Source organism: Rhodococcus sp. IEGM 1372, assembly GCF_030056835.1.
GTDB lineage: Bacteria > Actinomycetota > Actinomycetes > Mycobacteriales > Mycobacteriaceae > Rhodococcoides.
Map to the genome: position 1 here is coordinate 15301 of NZ_JASHKS010000044.1, position 19853 is coordinate 35153.

Genomic DNA, 19853 nt, shown 5'->3' on the forward strand with positions numbered 1-19853 from the left:
ATGTGGATCGGACTGTCGGTCGGTCTACTGGCACGAGCTTTGTGGCCGTATCGCACTGCTTCCGAGGGACGCGAATCCGGCAAGAGCCCGCTGGTCGAAATCTCGGCCCGCCGGACCTAGTTTTCGTCTTCGCGGACCTTTTCAGTTAACGATCGGGTCTCGACACGACCGGGGCACTGCTGTGCAGGCTCTACGATTGTCGGCATGACTGCCGATCCGACTACGCCCGCACCGTCGACCAGCTCGGCGAACTGGAAGAGGCGGGGCATTCTCGTCGGAGCCGGCATCGTCCTGCTGTTGATCGCCTACTTCATCCTGGCAGCGTTCCTTCCGCGCTGGTGGAGTCTGCGGGTGGAGACCCTGGCCGACCGCACGTTCACCAAGGGCATTCTGTGGGGCCTGCTGTTCGGCATCGTCTGCACGTTCGCGCCGCTGGTGTTCTTCTGGAGCGCCTGGTCGGTTCGGAAGGGCAGGGCGGGCAAGCAATTGGCGATCGGCTCGGTCATCCTGGCCGTCGTCACGGCCATCCCGAACCTGTTGACGCTCACGATCGTTCTCGGAACCAGCAACGCCGCTCATGCCGGCGAACGCACCCTCGACACCAGCGCGCCTGGCTTCCGTGGTGCCACGGCACTCGGGGCCCTCATTGCCGTGGTTCTGTTTGCCTTGCTGGTGTTCGTGGTGGTCCGGCGGAAGCGTCGCCGCAGAGCTGCTGCTCTGTCGCAATAACTCTCAGGCGCTGCGCAGAGTGGTCGGTTGGGTGATGACGCGTATTCCCGGTTCCGGGTCGAAGCGATAGCCGGTTCCCCGGACCGTGGTGATCAGTCGACCGAACTGACCGAGTTTGGTGCGCACTCGGGAGAGGTGGACGTCGACACTGCGTCCGCCGTCGGAGGTGCCGAGTTCGGATCGTCCGACCACGACCCGAGGGTGCCGCGCCAGGTAGGCGAATATCTCGAACTCGGTGGGGGAGAGCCGAACGCTCCTGCCGCCGAGGATCACATCGCGGGCAGGCAGATCGATCACCAGGGGAGCGTTGAGATCGCTCACGCGTACATCGAAGCGCGTCAGGATCTTCGCGTGCGGGGCGTAGCTCTTGGCGGCGCTGCGGAGGGCATCGGCGAGTGCATGCAGTTGTGGGCGAGTCAGTCCCTGCAGGGACGCCGTGCCGGAATCGGAGATGCGGACGACGACGGTCGCTCCGGTGCTCATGATGGATAGCTCCTGTGGCAAGGGTGCTGCGGATGCTGGACGGATGGTCAGCGGGAGCGGCGACAGTTCTCGCTCACAGACACAGGCTCGTCGGCTATCGGCAGTTCCGCCAGGGATCCACTCACCGTGATCGCAACGGTTGACCCCGTGGCCGTCGACTCAGGATTTCGGCAACGTCATGATCTCTGCACCGTCGTCGGTGATGATCACGGTGTGCTCGCTGTGCGCGGTGAGGCAGCCCGTCGTGCTTCGTAGGGTCCAGCCGTCGGGGTCGGTGACGAGTTCGGCGGTGTCCTCCATGACCCACGGCTCGAGTGCCAACATCAAGCCGGGCCGTAGGCGGTAACCGCGGCCGGGCCGTCCGGAGTTGGAGACGTGGGGATCCTGGTGCATCGTCGAGCCGATGCCGTGACCGCCGAACTGCATGTTGATCGGGTAACCGGCAGCGCTGAGCACCGTGCCGATGGCGTGGGAGATATCGCCGATCTTGTTGCCCGGTCCAGCTGCTTCGATTCCTGCAGCCAACGCACGTTCGGTGGCGTCGATCATCGAGAGAGCCCTGGCGGGCTTGTTCTCACCCACGACGAAACTCATGGCCGAATCCGCCGCGACGCCGCCGAGGATCACGGCCAGGTCCAGCGTCAGCAGATCGCCGTCGGCCAGCGCATAGTCGTGTGGAAGGCCGTGCAGCACAGCATCGTTGACGGAAGTGCAGATGTAGTGACCGAACGGACCGCGGCCGAAGGACGGCGCATAGTCGACGTAGCAGGACGTCGCCCCGGCTCCTTCGATGATGTCCTTGGTCCACTGATCGATCTCGAGCAGGTTGGTGCCGACTGTGGCGCGTTCGCGGACGGTCCGGAGAATTCCGGCCACCAGAGCGCCGGATTCGCGCGCGAGGGGGATCTTGGTGGGGGGAAGAATTTCGATCATGTGGAGCCTTTCGCCGTGTGCCGAACAACGATACCGGTATAAGTATTGGTGACGAGCCCGACGGCACGCATAGCCGTGAGCTGGATCGTGCGACGCTGTCTGTCGTGTCTGCTCATCCTCTCGACGACCCCGTTCGCAATTCCCTCGAGGGCCCACTTTCGCGGTTCGCGGTCCGGCGCGGACGGATCATGCGCGCCGATCCTGCGGTGTCTCCGTTTCTGGTGCACCCCGACGTCCTCGAGCCCAAGGACTGGGACGACATCGCTGCGCTGTTCGGCCGACGAACCGTCGTCGGGCTGAACGGCCCGGAACGCGCACTGCCCGAGGGGTGGTCGCACCTGGAGACCTTCGGTCTGGTGCAGCTCGTCGGCACGCACCTCGAGACGCGGCCCTTCGCCGAGGCGGTGGAGCTGACAGCAGCGGACGTCCCGGAGATGCTCGATCTGGTGGGCCGCACCGAGCCCGGGCCGTTCCTGCCCCGCACCATCGAACTCGGCACGTACCTCGGTGTTCGACGCGATGGCGCGCTGATCGCGATGGCAGGCGAGCGCATGCATCCACCGGGGTGGACGGAGATCAGTGCCGTCTGTACCGACCCGGCGTTCCGTGGGCAGGGGTTGGCCACCGACCTGGTTCGAGCGGTCGGCCACGGTATTCGCGCCCGCGGCGAGGAGCCGTTCCTGCATGCGTCGGACGCGAACGTGCGCGCCATCGAGCTCTATCTCTCCATTGGATTCGAGTTGCGTCGTACCTCGCGTCTGACATTGGTTCGAACGCCCGCGCCGAAGCCCCAGGGTTCTGTCTGAGCGAACGCACCGTCTAGAACGGCGGCTCGGCAGTGTCTTCGGCTGTGGGTTCTGTTTCGGGGTCGCGGTTGTCGGGTGGGTTGGGGTAGGCGATGTGGCCGGATCGTTTCGGTGTGGTGGGGATGTGTGGTCTGAGGTCGTTGCCGAGGATGGGTACGGATGTGGAGTTGGTGGGCAGGGTGATTCGGGTGGTCTTGGATGTCGATGTCCACAGGATCGCTCCGCCGGGGAGCATGACGGCTGTCCAGTAGCCGGCGGTTTTGACGGAGTGGTGGTAGTCGCAGAGGCATTGGAGGTTGTTGACGGTGGTCCAGCCGCCGCCGCGTGGGTTGGCGTGGTCGAAGGCCACGATGTGGTCGAGTTGGCAGCGTGCGGCGGGTCGGTGGCAGCCGGGGAAGCGGCAGTGTTTGTCTCGCAGGCGGACGGCTGCGGTGGTGAGGGCGTCGGGTCGGTAGATCAGGGCGCGGTCGGTGAGCGGGTCGCGGGTTACTGATTTTCCGAGAGTGGGGTCTGCGGCGATGGCGGCTTCGAGCGCTGCGGCGAGGGAGGCGTTGCCGAGGTAGAGGCCTGAGGGTGTGCGGTTTGCGGGTGTGTGGCCTGCAGTGGGGATCGTTCGGTTGTTCGGCCGGATTGCCGAGCGTAGGTCGAGTGCTCTCATGTTGTGGGCGGGATGTCTGATGTCGTCCAGGTCGAGGGCAGAGCTGTGCCGTGTGCCCCGGCCGACGGGGGTGTGGGTGCAGAACAGGGCTGCGGCGGAGGTCAGTGATCCCAGGCGACGCTGGCGTGGATTGTCGCTGGCGGCAGTGGCAGCGTCGGTCGGGCCTGTTCCCGGTTCCGGGCCTCGGGCTGACGTCGCCCCGGATGCCGAGGAGTCGGATGGTGTTGTGGGAGAGTGTGATTCCGAACAGTTCGATGTGATATCAGGTGCCGGTGGTGTCTGTCCCGCAGGTGATAGTGACGCTGAAGCCGGTTCAGGCGAAGCAGCGACGTCAGGGCCGGTGGCCGATGTTGCCTGAGCGGGAGGGTCGATCACTGGCGTCCCTGCGCGTGTCGCTGCGTGCTTCCGAACAGGATCGGTGTCTGGGTCGGGAGTTGCCGGCGGGTCGGTCGCAGGTGCGGGTATGGACTCGTCGTTCTCCTCGGCATCGCCGGTCTCGCCGGTCTCGTCGACCTCATCTGAGAGTGTCTCTGGTGACTCTGGTGACTCTGGTGACTCTGGTGCCGGTGCCGGTGCCGGTGCCGGTGCCTGTGGTGGCGCTGGTGCCGATGCGGGTGCTGCTGGTTCCGGTGTTGGTGTCGAGGTGTTCCCCGGCGCAGGTGCAGGTGCACTTGCCGGGGTCGGTTCGGTCGAGGAATCTGTCGCCGCCCTCGAGTCCGCTTCCGACCCATTTCCCTCGTCAGCATCCGCAGCCGAGTCTGCAGCCAAGCCCAAGCCCAAGCCCGCGTCTTCGTCCTTCTCTGTTTCCGTTTCGGGTTCTGTTGCAGCCGATGCCTTCTCGCTGTCCGAGCGTCGTTCCCATTGCCCGGTCTCCGGGTTCTGCACAGCGAGTCCGAGTTTCTCGGCGAGGGTCACTGCTTCGGTGAGCAGGATCTGCCAGTGACTGTTGCGTGCCAACTCTCGTGCGAGATCCGGGTCGATGGAACCGTGCCCGGCCAGATAGGCCGGGTTGGCGAGTAGTCCGATGAGGGTGGCGATGTCGACGGTGATCATCGTGAGCGGCACCCGCCGATCCGGCAGCACTGCCTCGGTTTTGGGGCAGTCGGTGCGTTGGCACAGGCATGCCAGTCGGGGTTCGCCGTGCATGCGGGCCATGAATGCATCGCACAGGCGTTCTTTCTTCCCGCGCGGGTCTTTGGGGCAGAGGGTGTCGGCCATCTCCTCGAGCAGTTGCCATGCGGCGGCGGCTTCGGGGGCGGTCAGCTCGGCTCGGATGCGGGCGAGTTCTCCGGCGGGGCTGTAGGTGACGGTGCGGAATTTCTTCGCGAACTCCCGCAACGCGGCGGCTTCCTCCGGTGCAACGCGCAGCAGGATGTCCCAGATCGCCTGCTCGAGCGGGCCCGGGGACGACCTCCGCGCCGCCTCGACCACCTCGGCTTCGACCGACCTGACGATGTCGTCGGAGAGATTGTCGAGGATTCGGCATACCGTCCGCACCCGCGCGAGATCGATCTCACCGGTCTCGAACGTGGTCTTCACCTGGGGAAGCCGGGTATGCAGGGCGACGCCGACGGAGACATACGCTTCGGCGACGGTCGCCGAGCAGCCCAACGCCACTGACATCTCCGTGCGCCCGTATCGGCTGTAATGCTCGTGCTTGGCGTCCCGCGCGATCCAGTCGCAGTGCACGCGATAGCAGGCGGTGATCTTGCGGGCCGCCTGCCGATTCTCCTCACGCGCGGCAGCGGTCAACGCCTCCAATGACACGGTCGGTATTGCACCCATTTTTTCACCCCCCGGTGAGCCGAAACAAGAACGCCTGTTCGAACAAGAAGAAGACTAACCGGACCCACCGACAGGTTTCGATAACCGCTGTTGCGGGCCATGACCTGGACGCTTATCGTTACCTGTGCGAATAAATGGCGATGTCATCTACGACGATGGACCGGTCCGTCTCGACGAGGCAGGCGTCACTCTGAGGTACTACTACTTCCCCTTCGCCACGAAGAAGTTCGTACCGTACGACAGGATTCGCGCCGTAGACACCGCCGTCCTCGGCAACTGGAACGGTCGTTGGCGTCTGTGGGGTGCGTCGACAATCGATCAGTGGCTCCCGCTGGACGTGATGCGTCCCAAGAAGGACACTGCAGTGGTGCTGACTCTCCGCCGCATCTCGCCGGTCTTCACCCCCGACGACCCGGACCAGGTTGCCCATCTGATTCGCGAGCGCATGACCCCACGGGCGTGACGCGCCCCGACGAGCGGTTCACACTCGCCAGCGAACGCACATTTCTCGCCTGGCTGCGAACCTCTCTCGGCCTGCTCGCCGGCGGAATCGCGATCGTCCACCTGGTTCCTGATTTCAGTACCGGGTGGGTTCGGACGGCGCTGGGCCTGATTCTGATCGGTCTCGCTGCGGCGGCACCGATCATCGGTCTGCGACGGTGGATGCGCGTTCGCGACGCCCTCGAAAGTGGTGCACCGATGCCCGAGTCACGAGATCTGTGGATCTTCGCTGTAGGTATCGGGTCCGTGGCGGTACTGGCGGCAGTGGTCACGGTTCTGGGGATCCAGTAGCAGCCCAGGAGTGGAGCCTGCGGAACGACCCGTGGGGCAGGAGTGGAGCCTGCGGAACGACCCTTGGGGTACGCCGCGAACCACCACAGGTGCACAATCGAAGAACTAGGACGACCAACGACAGGAGTTCGGCGTGGCGCAGGGTCTCAAGCTGGGGTACAAGGCATCGGCGGAGCAGTTCGGACCGCGGGAGTTGGTCGAGCTCGGTGTGCTCGCCGAGCAGCACGGTATGGATTCGGCGACGGTCAGCGATCACTTCCAGCCGTGGCGGCACGAGGGTGGCCACGCGCCGTTCTCGCTGGCATGGATGACGGCGGTCGGGGAACGGACGAACACGATCCAGCTCGGCACCTCGGTACTGACGCCGACGTTCCGCTACAACCCGCCGGTCATCGCTCAGGCGTTCGCGACGATGGGCTGCCTGTACCCCGGACGCATCATGCTGGGTGTGGGCACCGGAGAGGCGCTCAACGAGATCGCGACCGGATTCACCGGCGAATGGCCGGAGTTCAAGGAACGATTCGCGCGCCTGCGTGAGTCGGTGCGGTTGATGCGTGAGCTGTGGCTCGGCGACCGCGTCGACTTCGAGGGCGAGTACTACACCACCAAGGGCGCGTCGATCTACGACGTCCCCGAGGGCGGTATCCCGGTCTACATCGCGGCCGGCGGACCCGTGGTGGCGCGGTACGCAGGACGTGCGGGCGACGGATTCATCTGCACGTCGGGCAAGGGCATGGAGCTCTACACCGACAAGCTGCTTCCGGCCGTCGAAGAGGGCGCGGGCAAGGCCGAGCGCGACGCCGGCGAGATCGACAAGATGATCGAGATCAAGATCAGTTACGACACCGATCCCGAACTGGCGCTGGAGAACTGCCGTTTCTGGGCACCGCTGTCACTGACGCCCGAGCAGAAGCACTCGATCGACGATCCGATCGAGATGGAGAAGGCCGCCGACGAGCTTCCGATCGAGCAGGTCGCCAAGCGCTGGATCGTCGCATCGGACCCGGACGAGGCAGTGGAGAAGGTCAAGCAGTACACCGATGCCGGCCTGAATCACTTGGTGTTCCACGCGCCCGGGCACGATCAGAAGCGGTTCCTGGAGCTGTTCGAGAAGGACCTGGCCCCGCGCCTGCGCAAGCTCGGCTGATTCCCGAAGAGACTAGAGATCGGCCGCGAGTGCGAACAATCGCATGTCGCGGTCGGTCCGGGTCTCGTATTCGCCGTAGACCTCGACCATTGCGTCGAACTGCCGGTAGATGCGAGCCTTCTCGTCGCCGGTGATCCGGGTGGCCGTCACCGGAATCTTCTTGCCGCCGATGGCCACCACGGCCTTCGGGTCGGCGAGGAGGTTCGACGTCCACGCCGGGTGGTGCTGCTGACCGAAATTGGATCCGACGACGTAGATCTTGTCGCCCTCCCGGTAGTACAGCAGCGGACTCGTCCTGGGCTTGCCGGACTTGCGGCCGGTGGTGGTCAGTAGCACCACCGGAGCCGCGATCGGCCCGAGGACGGTGAAGCGGCCGTCGGATTTGGTCAAGAGCCACCGGTCGACGCCTGCGAGGTTCCGGATTACCCACGAACCGGGCTTCGTCGACGCGAACTTCACGGCGGGCTTGCGGATGAACGATGTTTCGCTGCCCCAGCGCACATCTGGGAACGGTGATTCGGCCATGGTTCATGGGACAACCCGACCGCGCCCGGTGTCAACACCCCACCCACTAAGCTGGCGGGCATGGCTGAGCCCAGCGGCACCGACGCGTCGGACATGTATCCATCGAGCATCTACATCGCGTCACCGGAAGGGGACACCGGGAAGTCGACCATCGCGCTCGGTGTGCTGCAGATGCTCGCCGCTTCCGCGGCCCGGGTGGGGGTGTTCCGTCCCATTGCTCGGTCGACCGACGAGCCCGATTACATCCTCGAGTTGCTCGTCGAGCACACCACCGCAGATCTGACGTACGAGCAGTCGCTCGGTGTCACGTACGAGCAGGTGCACGCCGATCAGGATGCAGCGCTCAGTGAGATCGTCAATCGGTATCACGAGGTGGCGTCCCAGTGCGACGCCGTGGTGATCGTGGGCAGTGATTACACCGACGTCGGCAGCCCCAGCGAACTCGGCTTCAATGCGCGCATCGCGGTCAATCTCGGTGCCCCCGTGTTGCTTGCGCTGCGCGGGTCCGGTCGCACGCCCGACGAGATCGCGCAGTTGGCCACTCTGTGCCAGGGCGAACTGCGTCAGCATCATGCCCACCTGGCTGCGATCGTGGCGAACCGTTGCGCCCCCGAGGATCTCGATGCTGTCACCGACGCGTTGGCGTCGGTCGGCGTGCCCGCGTGGTCTCTGCCGGAGATTCCGCTCCTCGTCGCGCCGACGATGGCGGAACTGCTCGAGGCGGTGGACGGCAAATTGTACTCCGGTGATTCGTCGCTGCTGCAGCGAGAAGCATTGCGGGTCATGGTCGGTGGTATGACGGCCGAGCATATCCTCGAACGCCTCACCGAGGGCGTCGTCGTCATTGCACCGGCAGACCGATCCGACGTATTGCTCGCCCTCGTCAATGCGCATGAGGCGGAGGGCTTTCCGTCTCTCGCCGGCATCATCATGAACGGCGGCATCGAACCCCATCCGGCGATCGCTCGTCTGGTCGCGGGCCTCGGCCCCCGATTGCCGATCCTGACCACCGAGCTCGGCACCTTCGATACCGCGTCTGCTGCAGCGCAGACGCGCGGCCGCGTGGCGGTGGGTTCGCAGCGCAAGGTGGACACCGCGCTCGGCCTGATGGAACAGCGGGTCGACGCGAAAACTCTTCTGGAGCGGCTCGACATCGCCATTCCCACCATCACGACCCCGCAGATGTTCGAGTACCAGCTGATCCACCGGGCGCGCGCCGATCGCAAGCACATCGTGCTCCCCGAGGGCGGCGACGATCGCATCCTCCGGGCTGCCGGACGTCTGCTGCAGCGTCAGGTTGCGGACCTGACGATCCTCGGCGAGGAAGGCCCCATTCGACGACGCGCATCGGAACTGGGCGTCGACCTCGACAGTGCGTTGGTTCTCGACCCCAAGAACTGCGACTACGCCGAGGACTTCGCGGCCGAGTACACCGAGCTGCGCAAGCACAAGGGCATGACGATCGACCGTGCCCGCGAGATCATGGCCGACATCTCGTACTTCGGAACGATGATGGTGCACAAGGGAATTGCCGACGGTATGGTCTCCGGTGCCGCGCACACCACCGCACACACCATCAAGCCGTCGTTCGAGATCATCAAGACGACCGAGGGCGTGTCGACGGTGTCGTCGATCTTCCTGATGTGCCTGTCCGATCGTGTTCTCGCCTACGGTGACTGCGCAGTCGTGCCCGACCCGACGGCCGAGCAGCTCGCCGACATCGCCGTGTCCTCGGCGCAGACCTCGGCCCAGTTCGGGATCGAACCACGGGTGGCCATGCTGTCGTACTCCACCGGCGAATCCGGTTCCGGAGCGGACGTCGACAAGGTGCGGCAAGCCACAGCACTTGTGCGCGAACGCAATCCGGAACTGCTTGTGGAAGGTCCGATCCAGTACGACGCGGCGATCGAACCGTCCGTCGCCGCGTCGAAGTTGCCCGATTCCGACGTGGCAGGCCGAGCGACGGTGTTCATCTTCCCGGACCTCAACACCGGCAACAACACCTACAAGGCCGTCCAGCGCAGCGCCGGTGCGGTTGCCGTCGGCCCCGTTCTGCAGGGCCTGCGCAAGCCGGTCAACGACCTCTCGCGCGGTGCGCTGGTCGAGGACATCGTCAACACCGTCGCCATCACTGCGATTCAGGCGCAGGGGATTGCCGCCGCAGCCGATCAGGAGGGCAAGTGAGCATCCTCGTCGTCAACTCCGGTTCGTCCTCGGTCAAGTTCCAACTCGTCGACCCTGGCTCCGGAGAGTCCGTGGCCACTGGGCTCGTCGAGCGCATCGGTGAATCCGACGGCCGAGTCGAACTCGACTATCGGGGTGAGAGTGTCGAGCGAATCCAGCACATCGACGACCACGGTGCCGGTCTGGCGCTGGCGTTCGAGATGCTCGCCGACGCAGGCGTCGAACTGGAGGCGGTCACCGCGGTCGGGCATCGTGTCGTCCACGGCGGGACCGTGTTCTACCGGCCGACGATCATCGACGACGCCGTCGTGCAGCAGATCTCGGACCTGAGTAGTCTTGCACCACTGCACAATCCGCCGAACGTGCTGGGCATCGAGGTCGCCAGGAAGCAGCTGCCGAACGTGCCGCACGTGGCAGTGTTCGACACCGCCTTCTTCCACTCCCTGCCCGACGCGGCCGCGACCTACGCCATCGACGCGACCGTCGCCGCCGAGCACGACATCAGGCGCTACGGCTTCCACGGCACCTCGCACCACTACGTCTCGGACCAGGTGGCGCAGTTCCTGGAACGCGATCTCGCGGAGCTGAATCAGATCGTGCTGCACCTGGGCAACGGAGCCTCGGCCTCGGCGGTCGCCGGCGGCAAGGCGGTCGACACCTCGATGGGACTGACTCCCCTCGAAGGTCTGGTGATGGGTACCCGCAGTGGGGATATCGACCCCGGGGTGATTCTGCATCTGCGTCGCAGCGCAGGCATGAGCGTCGACGACATCGATGCCCTGCTCAACCGTCGCTCCGGGTTGATCGGACTGTCCGGGGTCAACGATTTCAGGCAACTGCAACAGCGGATCGACGACGGCGACGCCTCCGCACGCTTGGCATACGACGTCTACATCCACCGTCTGCGCAAGTACATCGGTGCGTACATGATCGGGCTGGGCCGGCTCGATGTCATCACGTTCACAGCCGGTGTCGGCGAGAACGCCGCAGCAGTGCGCGCCGATGCCCTGGCAAATCTCGAGGGCTTCGGCATCGAGATCGACCCAGAGCGTAATGCGGTGCGCAGCAAGCAGGCTCGGGTGATTTCCACCGACTCGTCGACCGTCACGGTGCTGGTGGTGCCCACCAACGAGGAGCTGGCGATCGCTCGGGCAGCGGACAGCCTGGTACGCAGTTAGAACAGCGAACGCGGCCGAATGGCGTTCGCCAGGTCCACCAACGAGAAACGGTGGGCGCGATCGGTGGCGTTGCGGGCCAGTGCCCTCAGGCCCTTCTCGGTGCCGCGCCGCAACCCGTCCTCGGTGAACGGGACACTGAGAATGGGTTCTCGCTCGGCGGTGGCGGCGTGGCCGGAGACGATCCAGTCCAGCGCCATCGCCAGTACCAGTGTCCGCATCTGCAGCGCCCGGCTCTCGGCTTTGGGCAGCAACGCCACTCGCCGTGCAGCAGAACGGAAATCGGCCTCGGACAGCTCCGCTCGCGAGCGGTCCATCAGCAGTGTCAGCACGCTTGTCATGCGCGCCATCGAGTAGTGCCGAGAACTGATCGGCACCTGATCCAACGCTGCGATTGCCCCGGTCTGATCGCCGCGCCGCTGCAACTGCCGGGCCAAGCCGAACGCCGAGCTCACGATGCCGCGGTTGGTCCGCCACACCGCTCGATACAGTCCCTCGGCGCGGGCCCGCCACTTCTCGGCTTCCTCGCCGTTGCCCGCAGCCACATGACCGAGCAATTCCGAGGTGGCTCCGAGAGCGAGCTTGGGTGCGAGTTCGCCGGGCATCGCCCCGAGTACGTTGTCGAAACTCGTGAACGCAGAATCGTATTCGTGATGCAGCAGCGCGATCAGGCCTGCGTACCACTGCACTCGCCACGGATCCGCGGTGTGGTCGGTCGACTGCACCTTGGCCAGAATGTCGGTTGCTTCGACGACGTTCCCCAGATCCAGATGGGCCTTGACCTCGGCGAGTGTGATCTCGAGGCTCAGTTCCACGGGACTGGAGGACCCTGCGGAACGGCTCGATTCGGCTCCGGCGGTGACGCGTTCGATGCCGTTGCGTTTGGCGTGCTGCAGCGAGTCCAGGGTCTGTCGAGGTTCGACGTGTACGGCCGCCGCCAGTAGCGGCGCGCTCGGGTCGTTGGGGTCCACCAGCGGAACCGGAAGCGCAGCAACCACTTCCGCGGCCGTCATTCGTTCGTGCCGTACCGTACCGTCCACATAGGTGTCGGTTCGTCCCACCGACTGCTCGGTGCCGAAGGTCGTACGCGGCGGGCTGAACACCGTCGACAGTCCCGGCCGCTCGACACCCGTCCTGATGGCCAGAATCTCACGCAGCACACCGGTGGCCTGCCCGGCGAACTCGTCCGCGGATCGGAACCGTCGAGTGGGATCCTCGTGTGTCGCGCGCAGCAACAGTCGATGCAGCGACGGAAACTGCTGTAGCACTTCGGATTCCTCGACCGACGGGAGGCCGTCGAGGTACTTGCCGTTCTTCGACGGCATGTCCAGGGTCAACACCGCCAGCGTGCGGCCGACCGTGAAGATGTCCGACGCCACCGTCGGTCCCGTCTTGACGATCTCCGGTGCCTGGTAGCCCACCGTGCCGTACAGGTAGCCGTAGTCCTCGATACCCGCGACCGCACCGAGGTCGATGAGTTTGATCTGGTCGTCGGAGACCATGATGTTCTCGGGCTTGAGGTCGTTGTAGACCAGTCCGATCGAATGCAGATAGCCCAGGGCCGGAAGCACTTCGAGGACATAGGCCAGTGCTTGCTCGACGGGTAGGCGTGCGCCGTCGCCGCACGAGGTGAGGATGTCGCGCAGTGACCGGCCGCCGACGTATTCCATGACGATGAAGCCGACGGTCGACCCGTCGCTGCGGGGTTGCTCGACGAAGTTGTAGATCTTCACCACGCCGGGATGGGCGACCTCGGCGAGGAACTGCCGCTCGGCGACCGCGACGGCGTGGGCCTCTTCGTCACCGAAATGCAGCAGTCCCTTGAGCACCACCCAGCGGTCGCTGACGTTGCGGTCGATGGCGAGGTAGATCCAGCCGAGTCCGCCGTGCGCGATGCAGCCCTGCACGTCGTACTGGCCGACCACGCGATCGCCGGGTTCCAGCAAGGGAGTGAAGTCGAACGTTGCGCCGCAGTGCGGGCAGATGCCCATCGCCACGTCGGGCTCGCCCGGTTCACTGCGGCCCACCTTGGCGTTGCACTTCCAACAGAACCGCTTATGCTGCGGCACCGTCGGATCCGACATCACGGCCGTGGCAGGATCGACCGGTTCGACGCGAGGCACTTCCACCAGACCGCCGCCGAGTCGCCGCCGAATCCCGGTGCTGCGCGATCGACCGGATCGCGACCGACCCGTCTTGGAGCGGGTGGAAGCGGAGTGTGACGCATTCGATGGCGGGGTTCGATCGTCGACCGGTGACCGGGAAACGGCCTGAGTTCGCTCGACGCCGTCCGTTTCCGAGACTGCTTGCGTTCTCGACACTGCCCGGGTGCGCTCGCTGTCGTCGGTGCGCGAGACCGCCTGCGTTCGCTCCGCCGGGGCGGTTGCCTGCTGTTCGTCGTCGTCCATATTCCGAGGCCCCTAATCGCTGTACGACGCGCTGGGCGGACCGGGGGAGGGGCCGAGGACGGTCAGCCACCGGTTGTAGATGCGATTCCACGTGCCGTCGGAGCGGATGCGTGCCAACGTTCCGTTGACGAACCGCACCAGATCCTCGTTGTTCTTGTTGATTCCCACCCCGTACGGCTCCGGGCTCAGGCTGTCGCCGACGATCTCGAGGTACGGATCCTGTGCTGCGAGACCTGCGAGGATCGCGTCGTCGGTGCTGACGGCGTCGACCTGCCGTTGTTGCAGCACCACAAGGCAATCCGACCACATCGGAACCGTCACCACGGTCGCGGCGGGCTGGACGCGCTGGAGGCGTCGCAGCGACGTGGTGCCCTCCACGGCGCACACCCGCTTGTTCGCCAGGTCCTCGACGCCGCGGATGCCCGACCCCTGAACCACCAGAACACGGTGCTGCGCTTGGAAGTACACGGTGGAGAACTGGACGTCCTTGCGGCGAGCGCACGTGATGGTCATGGTCTTGACCACCATGTCCACCGAAGAATTCTGCAGAGCTTCGAGCCGCTCCGCGGAGGTGAGGATACGGAAGTCCAACCGGTTGGGGTCGCCGAACAGGTCTCGTGAGACCTCCCGTGCGATGTCTACATCGAAGCCGACCAGTTGCCCGGTCATCGGGTCGCGGAAGCTGAAAAGGTTGCTGCCCGTGTCCAGTCCGACGACCAAGCGGCCCTTGGCGCGCAGTGCGTCGACGGTCGGTTGTGGCGGCGGCGGAACATCGGTGCCGGTAGCCAGTGGTCGCAGACTGGCGGTGGGGCGGGCGCACTCGTCGTCGGCTGGGCTCTCGGTGGGCCGCGCGGCGACGGAAGCGCCTTCCGGCAGCGGCGGTTCGGTGAACGTGGTGTCGACCTGCGGCGCAGAGCTCTCGGGCGGTGCGCAGCCGACCAACAGGGCGGTGACCAGGATGCCGACGGCGAGTAGACGTTTCACAGGTACTCCCGCAGTCTCGGGAACAGGCCGACGCCGAAGGCAACCGACGCGACGACGGTGAGCACGTACGCGCCGTTCGACAGCCCGGACAGCACCCATACCGATCGGTCGATGTTGGACCGCAGTTCGCTTCGCGCATTCTCGATTCCGTCGACCAGAACGCTGTCCAGTGCGGTGAACGCGGCCGCGGAATCGGACTCGCCGGTGCCGGTGGCAATGGAGACCGCACCGTTGAAATCGCCGACCTCGAGGGCAGAATCGATTCTGGAATGCGAGACCGACCACGTGTTCAGTGCATCGATCACCGCGGTGTCGCCCTGGAACATCTCCGTGAGCCGAGAGACGTTCGCGTCGAACGACTGTCCGTAATCCTGGCCGCCGCCGCGACGGGCGAGGTCGAGAGTTTCGTCCGCTCTGGCCTGCTGCGCCAGAATGAAACCCGTCGTGTAGGACTTCAGCGGAGACACGCCGCGGTCGATCGCGCGATCGGTGGCGATCGAGGAAATCAGTCCCACCACCAGCATCCATCCGAGCAGGCCGGCGACAGCGACTGTGGCAGCGAGGAATCCGACGTTCAACGTGCGGCGAGTGGTCCGCGACAGGTACCACTGGGCCACGCCGGTCATCAGCAACAGGAACACCAGCGAGCCGATCGCGAACAGCGGCGGACTGGTGAATCGTTCCTGATCGGCCGACACCCGAGACGCCTGCTCGGTGTACAACTTCTCGGCCAGCGGCAGCAAAGTCGTCTGCATCATCGTCGACGCCTCGCCGAGATACGCCGCGCCCACCGGATTTCCGCTGCGGTTGTTGGCTCGCGCCGTCTCGACCAGACCGCTGTACACCGGTAACCCGGCGGCGATCTGCGTCAGCACCGCGCTGGTGGCCGCGTCGTTCTCGGCGACCCCGGCCGAGGCCGCGATCAGCTCGGACGACGCCTCGCCGAGCGCCTGCGAGTAGCGCTCGCGCACCTCCGGCGGCTCGAGACCGCCGGCGATGAAGGCGGTGGCCGCAGCCGCATCCGCCACCGACAGTGCCCCGTACAGATTCTGTGCCGAGTTCGCGAAGGGCTCGGTCCGCACCAACAGGGTGCCGAGGGTGTCGACCCGATCGGTCACGGCCGTGGACGCGAGATTTCCGACCGTCAACGCCAAGAACACCAGCGCGGTTCCCATCGCGACCAACCGCGCAGGCGTCGAACGCATCGTGTATCGAACCGGCGGCTTGCCTGCAGCGGCACCGACGTGTGTAGCCGTTGTCGGGGGGACGGCAGCGGAGGGGGTAATGCCGGCCGCGATCACGCACCCGAGCATATAAGCAGGGGGACCGTACTGCAGCCACTACAGCGCAGTCACTACAGAAGGATGATTCCCCTACGCTGGAGAGCATGCGTGGTGACGGGGACGGTTGGGTGATCGGTGCGGACGGTTCTCGGCACTGGGGAAAGCACGGTGCCGCCGGACTGTTGCTGCGTGCACCGTCGAACGGGCCGTCGAACACCGGGGAGCCGATGGTGCTGCTGCAGCACCGAGCGTTGTGGAGCCACCAGGGCGGAACCTGGGCACTACCCGGCGGAGCTCGCGATTCCCACGAGAGCACCGCGCACGCGGCGGTGCGCGAGGCCAACGAAGAAGCCGGTATCTCCGACGAACAGGTCAGGGTGCGCAGCGAGCGCGTCACCGCCAGTGTCGAGAGCGGCTGGTCGTACACCACCGTCGTCGCCGATACCGACCACCCTCTGACCACCGTGCCCAACGGCGAGAGCACCGAACTTCGCTGGGTGCCGGAGTCGATCGTCGACGAACTCCCGTTGCACCCGGGTTTCGCGTCCAGTTGGCCGTCGCTGCGCACCGTGCCGCTGCGGGTGCTGCTCGACACCGCCAACGTGCTCGGCTCGCGACCGAACGGATGGTGGAAGGACCGCGCCGGATCGACCGGTGCACTGCTGACCTCGCTCGCCGAGACGCTGCCGCGCACCGTCGAACTGCCGAGCGGTCAGTACGGCTGGCTCACCTGCATCGAGGCCGTGCTCGAGGGCCAGGCCAGGGACGCGATCGTCGACGACCCCCGCACCCGGACGATTCTCGCCGACGGCAGCGGCGACGACACCCTCGCCGACCAGGCCCACCGGGGCGGAGACCTGACGGCGATGGTCACCGCCGACCGCGGGCTACGCGATCGGCTGCCGGAATCGGTGCAGGTCCTGACGCCGTCGTCGGTTCTCGCGTGGCTGTAGTTCTAAGCCTGTAGCGCCTGAACCAACGAACGAGCGGCCGCCTGCGGGTCCCTGGCCTCGGTGATGGCGCGAACCACCACGATGCGGTCGGCACCGGCTGCCTTGACCTGATCCACGTTGGTCGCGTCGACGCCGCCGATGGCGAACCACGGCCGCTCCGGTAGCGCGTCCGCAGTTGCCCGCAGAGCCTCGAGCCCCGCGGCCGAGCGGTTGGGCTTGGTGGGCGTCGGCCACACCGGACCGACGGCGAAGTAGTCGACGCCGTCCTCGATCGCGGCGAGCGAGGACTGAGCGCGGTTCTGCGTCGAGCGCCCGATCACCACGTCCGGGCCGAGGATCTGCCGCGCGTAGTGCACCGGTAGATCACCCTGACCGAGGTGCAGCACATCCGCTCCCGATGCCAACGCCAGATCCGCGCGATCGTTGACCGCCAACAGCGCCCCGTGCCGCTTGGTCGCGGCGAGCAGAATCGCCAGCGCAGCGAGCTCGTCCTTGGCCTCGAGGGGGCCGAACTCGCGCTCGCCTGCGGAGTTCTTGTCGCGCAGCTGGATTATGTCGACGCCACCGGACAACGCGGCCTCGGCGAACTGCGCGAGATCGCCCTTGTCGCGCCTGGCATCGGTACACAGGTACAGGCGAGCGGACGCAAGACGCTCACGGGGAGTCTGATTGCGGGCGGTCTGAGATGGATGCACAAAGCGAACTGTATTCTCATGGTGGCCGCCACCGACGACGGAGTGGCCGAGAAATCGCGGGAGTCCCGGGGATCGTGGGGCTGAGAGTGGGTTCGCCGCCCTTACCGTCAATACCTGAACCCGATCATGCGGGCGCAGGGAGTGAGGACGTGAATCGCGTGTACATCGTCGTTATCGGCGGAGGCGTCATCGGGTTGTCGACGGCGCTGCGCCTGGCCGAGGACGGTCATCGGGTCGTCGTGCACGATCCCGCGCTGGGAAAAGGCGCGTCGTGGGTCGCGGGCGGAATGCTGGCACCGTTGTCCGAGGGTTGGCCCGGCGAACACGAACTGCTGCATCTCGGTGCCGCGTCGTTGGCGCGCTGGCCGGAATTCGCCCGACGCCTTCCCGGCCCCTCGGTGTTCTCCGCAGCAGGATCGGTGACGGTTGCCCTCGACTCCGCCGATGCGGCCGACCTACGCACCATCGCCGAGTGGGTGGGCGAGCAGGGACACGAACTCGAGATTCTGGGACGGGCGCAGCTGCGTGAGCTCGAACCTGCTCTGGCGCAGAACATTCGACTGGGCCTGCTGGCTCCGACCGAACTGTCGGTGGACAATCGGATGCTGATCGCCGCGCTCGAGCAGGGATGTCTGGACGCGGGCGTCGAGTTCGTGGCTAGCTCGGTCGACGCACTTCCCGACGCCGATCAGGTGGTCCTGGCCGCTGGTTCTCGCTGTTCCGCACTGTGGCCGACACTGCCGGTCCGGCCGGTGAAAGGCGAGATCCTGCGGCTGCGTCGTAGGCCCAGCGCCGCACCGCCGCCGCACCGCACCATTCGCGGAACCGTGCACGGACGTCCGATCTACCTGGTGCCACGCGGTGACGGATTGGTCGTCGGCGCAACACAATACGAATCCGGTGAGGACACCCAGGTCACCGTCGCCGGGGTACGAGACCTCATCGCCGACGCCGAACGACTCATGCCGAGCATCGGCGAATACGAGTTGTACGAAACCGCTGCCGGCCTACGGCCGATGAGCCCGGACGGACTCCCGATCATCGGCAGACTCGCCGAGAACGTCGTCGTCGCCACCGGACACGGCCGCAACGGCATCCTGCTCGCGCCCATCACCGCCGACGCTGTCGCCGCGCTGATCTCCGGTGACGCCCTGCCCGAGGCGAAAGCAGCCACACCCGAACGCTTTGCACACATCGAGAGGACACCATGACACAGGTCGCGATCGGCATCACTGTCAACGGCGAGGACCACCTGCTCACCGAGGACATGACCATGCGTCGGCTGCTCGAATTCCTGGGCCTGCCCCAGAAGGGTATCGCCGTCGCCGTCGACGGAGCGGTGCTGCCCAAGAGTCGCTGGGACACCACCAGCGTCGAAAAGGGTTGGACCATCGACGTTCTCACGGCGGTTCAGGGTGGCTGAACAACTGGTCATCGCCGATCGCACCTTCACCTCCCGGCTCATCACCGGCACCGGGGGAGCGGCGAATCTCGCGGTACTCGAGGAAGCCCTCGTCGCGTCGGGAACCGAACTGACCACCGTCGCGATGCGCCGCGTCGACGCTGCGGGTGGGACGGGTGTGCTGGATCTGCTGCGCCGGTTGAACATCGCGCCGCTACCCAACACAGCAGGCTGCCGCGGCGCGGCCGAAGCAGTGCTCACCGCGCAACTCGGCCGTGAGGCGCTCGAAACCGATTGGGTGAAGCTCGAAGTGATCGCCGACGAGCGAACCCTGCTGCCCGACGCCATCGAATTGGTCACGGCCGCAGAACAACTCGTGGACGACGGCTTCCAGGTGCTGCCGTACACCACCGACGACCCGGTCCTGGCGAAGCGACTGGAGGACATCGGCTGCGTCGCCGTCATGCCGCTCGGCTCACCCATCGGCACCGGCCTCGGCATCGCCAACCCGCACAACATCGAGATGATCGTCGACGCTGCAACTGTGCCGGTGATCCTCGACGCGGGCATCGGCACCGCCAGCGACGCCACCCTCGCAATGGAACTCGGCTGCGACGCGGTGCTGCTCGCGACTGCGGTGACCAGGGCAAAGGACCCGGCACTGATGGCGTCGGCGATGCGGAACGCGGTGGCCGCGGGCTACCAGGCCAGGCATGCGGGTCGAATTCCGAAACGATTCTGGGCTCAGGCCAGCTCGCCCATGTGATCAGCTGCGTTGCCTGGGGTGCTGCGTTGCCTGTGGTGCTGCGTTGCCTGGGGTGCTGAATTCCAGCAAACGCGCGCGCGTTCGTGAAATGCCGCTCAATGTCAAGCTGTCTGGAGTCGGTTGTTGTTGATTCCGACTGTTGTGG

At 65.9% G+C, this 19853-nt stretch carries 19 protein-coding genes; 11 read left to right on the forward strand and 8 right to left on the reverse strand.

The window, feature by feature from the left end:
* The first annotated feature begins 204 nt into the window (after positions 1-204).
* Positions 205-729, forward strand: a complete 525-nt coding sequence (locus tag QM590_RS22775) for a permease (protein WP_068054006.1) — start codon at positions 205-207, stop codon at positions 727-729.
* A 3-nt stretch (positions 730-732) separates the two neighbouring features.
* Here QM590_RS22775 and QM590_RS22780 read toward each other — a convergent pair whose 3' ends face one another.
* Positions 733-1212, reverse strand: coding sequence for a winged helix-turn-helix domain-containing protein (locus tag QM590_RS22780; protein ID WP_269596500.1), 480 nt, complete (start codon positions 1210-1212; stop codon positions 733-735).
* 159 nt (positions 1213-1371) lie between these two features.
* On the reverse strand, positions 1372-2145 hold the full coding sequence (gene map, locus QM590_RS22785) for a type I methionyl aminopeptidase (protein ID WP_269596501.1): 774 nt from the start codon (positions 2143-2145) through the stop codon (positions 1372-1374).
* Between the two features lie 104 nt (positions 2146-2249).
* Between map and QM590_RS22790 the strand changes: the two genes are divergently transcribed.
* Positions 2250-2951 (forward strand): GNAT family N-acetyltransferase, encoded by a 702-nt coding sequence (locus tag QM590_RS22790; protein WP_269596502.1) that lies wholly within the window; start codon positions 2250-2252, stop codon positions 2949-2951.
* Positions 2952-2964: 13 nt separating this feature from the next.
* Here QM590_RS22790 and QM590_RS22795 read toward each other — a convergent pair whose 3' ends face one another.
* Positions 2965-5394, reverse strand: a complete 2430-nt coding sequence (locus QM590_RS22795) for a DUF222 domain-containing protein (protein ID WP_269596503.1) — start codon at positions 5392-5394, stop codon at positions 2965-2967.
* 124 nt (positions 5395-5518) lie between these two features.
* Here QM590_RS22795 and QM590_RS22800 point away from each other — a divergent pair, with 124 nt between their 5' ends.
* The 3 genes from QM590_RS22800 (at position 5519) to fgd (ending at position 7333) form a co-directional block, all read left to right on the forward strand.
* Positions 5519-5857, forward strand: coding sequence for a hypothetical protein (locus QM590_RS22800; protein WP_269596504.1), 339 nt, complete (start codon positions 5519-5521; stop codon positions 5855-5857).
* On the forward strand, positions 5854-6186 hold the full coding sequence (locus QM590_RS22805) for a YidH family protein (RefSeq protein WP_269596505.1): 333 nt from the start codon (positions 5854-5856) through the stop codon (positions 6184-6186). The genes QM590_RS22800 and QM590_RS22805 overlap by 4 nt, the downstream gene beginning before the upstream one ends.
* Positions 6187-6319: 133 nt before the next feature.
* Positions 6320-7333 (forward strand): glucose-6-phosphate dehydrogenase (coenzyme-F420), encoded by a 1014-nt coding sequence (fgd, locus tag QM590_RS22810; protein WP_121872231.1) that lies wholly within the window; start codon positions 6320-6322, stop codon positions 7331-7333.
* 12 nt (positions 7334-7345) lie between these two features.
* On the opposite strand, the gene QM590_RS22815 is transcribed toward fgd, so the two are convergent.
* A complete protein-coding gene (locus QM590_RS22815; RefSeq protein ID WP_068048034.1) occupies positions 7346-7858 on the reverse strand; it encodes a nitroreductase/quinone reductase family protein in 513 nt (170 codons plus the stop codon).
* A gap of 60 nt (positions 7859-7918) precedes the next feature.
* On the opposite strand from QM590_RS22815, the gene pta reads away from it, so the two are divergent.
* Positions 7919-10042, forward strand: a complete 2124-nt coding sequence (gene pta, locus QM590_RS22820) for a phosphate acetyltransferase (protein WP_269596506.1) — start codon at positions 7919-7921, stop codon at positions 10040-10042.
* On the forward strand, positions 10039-11220 hold the full coding sequence (locus QM590_RS22825) for an acetate kinase (RefSeq protein ID WP_269596507.1): 1182 nt from the start codon (positions 10039-10041) through the stop codon (positions 11218-11220). The genes pta and QM590_RS22825 overlap by 4 nt, the downstream gene beginning before the upstream one ends.
* On the opposite strand, the gene QM590_RS22830 is transcribed toward QM590_RS22825, so the two are convergent.
* The 3 genes from QM590_RS22830 to QM590_RS22840 are packed head-to-tail and all read right to left on the reverse strand — an operon-like array spanning position 11217 to position 15910.
* Positions 11217-13625 carry a serine/threonine-protein kinase gene (locus QM590_RS22830; RefSeq protein WP_269596508.1) on the reverse strand — a complete coding sequence of 803 codons (2409 nt, stop codon included), beginning with the start codon at positions 13623-13625 and terminating at the stop codon, positions 11217-11219. The two genes, QM590_RS22825 and QM590_RS22830, sit on opposite strands and share 4 nt — an antisense overlap.
* A 12-nt stretch (positions 13626-13637) precedes the next feature.
* Entirely contained in the window at positions 13638-14609 is a 972-nt protein-coding gene (locus QM590_RS22835; RefSeq protein ID WP_269596509.1) for a glutamate ABC transporter substrate-binding protein, read from the reverse strand.
* Positions 14606-15910 (reverse strand): GlnX family signal transduction membrane protein, encoded by a 1305-nt coding sequence (locus QM590_RS22840; RefSeq protein ID WP_231893724.1) that lies wholly within the window; start codon positions 15908-15910, stop codon positions 14606-14608. The genes QM590_RS22835 and QM590_RS22840 overlap by 4 nt, the downstream gene beginning before the upstream one ends.
* 86 nt (positions 15911-15996) lie before the next feature.
* Here QM590_RS22840 and QM590_RS22845 point away from each other — a divergent pair, with 86 nt between their 5' ends.
* Positions 15997-16845 carry an NUDIX hydrolase gene (locus QM590_RS22845; protein WP_269596510.1) on the forward strand — a complete coding sequence of 283 codons (849 nt, stop codon included), beginning with the start codon at positions 15997-15999 and terminating at the stop codon, positions 16843-16845.
* Between the two features lie 2 nt (positions 16846-16847).
* Here the strand turns inward: QM590_RS22845 and thiE are convergent, their stop codons facing one another.
* Positions 16848-17540: a thiamine phosphate synthase gene (thiE, locus tag QM590_RS22850; RefSeq protein WP_068048054.1), complete on the reverse strand. Its 693-nt coding sequence runs from the start codon at positions 17538-17540 to the stop codon at positions 16848-16850.
* A gap of 158 nt (positions 17541-17698) precedes the next feature.
* Between thiE and thiO the strand changes: the two genes are divergently transcribed.
* Genes thiO through QM590_RS22865 form a run of 3 tightly spaced genes read left to right on the forward strand, consistent with a single transcriptional unit; the run spans position 17699 to position 19708 of the window.
* Complete coding sequence (gene thiO / locus QM590_RS22855; protein ID WP_269596513.1) at positions 17699-18751, forward strand: glycine oxidase ThiO; 1053 nt, start codon at positions 17699-17701, stop codon at positions 18749-18751.
* The gene (gene thiS, locus QM590_RS22860; RefSeq protein ID WP_269596511.1) at positions 18748-18963 is read left to right on the forward strand and encodes a sulfur carrier protein ThiS; all 216 of its coding nucleotides are present in this window, start codon (positions 18748-18750) and stop codon (positions 18961-18963) included. The genes thiO and thiS overlap by 4 nt, the downstream gene beginning before the upstream one ends.
* A complete protein-coding gene (locus tag QM590_RS22865; RefSeq protein ID WP_269596512.1) occupies positions 18956-19708 on the forward strand; it encodes a thiazole synthase in 753 nt (250 codons plus the stop codon). The genes thiS and QM590_RS22865 overlap by 8 nt, the downstream gene beginning before the upstream one ends.
* Positions 19709-19853 lie beyond the last annotated feature (145 nt).

Bases quoted from the DNA above. Each gene is read 5' to 3' on its own strand.
- QM590_RS22775 (WP_068054006.1), top strand. From the start codon at position 205: ATGACTGCCGATCCGACTACGCCCGCACCGTCGACCAGCTCGGCGAAC.
- thiS (WP_269596511.1), top strand. From the start codon at position 18,748: ATGACACAGGTCGCGATCGGCATCACTGTCAACGGCGAGGACCACCTG.
- pta (WP_269596506.1), top strand. From the start codon at position 7,919: ATGGCTGAGCCCAGCGGCACCGACGCGTCGGACATGTATCCATCGAGC.
- map (WP_269596501.1), bottom strand. From the start codon at position 2,145: ATGATCGAAATTCTTCCCCCCACCAAGATCCCCCTCGCGCGCGAATCC.
- QM590_RS22815 (WP_068048034.1), bottom strand. From the start codon at position 7,858: ATGGCCGAATCACCGTTCCCAGATGTGCGCTGGGGCAGCGAAACATCG.
- QM590_RS22830 (WP_269596508.1), bottom strand. From the start codon at position 13,625: ATGGACGACGACGAACAGCAGGCAACCGCCCCGGCGGAGCGAACGCAG.
- QM590_RS22780 (WP_269596500.1), bottom strand. From the start codon at position 1,212: ATGAGCACCGGAGCGACCGTCGTCGTCCGCATCTCCGATTCCGGCACG.
- QM590_RS22795 (WP_269596503.1), bottom strand. From the start codon at position 5,394: ATGGGTGCAATACCGACCGTGTCATTGGAGGCGTTGACCGCTGCCGCG.
- QM590_RS22845 (WP_269596510.1), top strand. From the start codon at position 15,997: ATGCGTGGTGACGGGGACGGTTGGGTGATCGGTGCGGACGGTTCTCGG.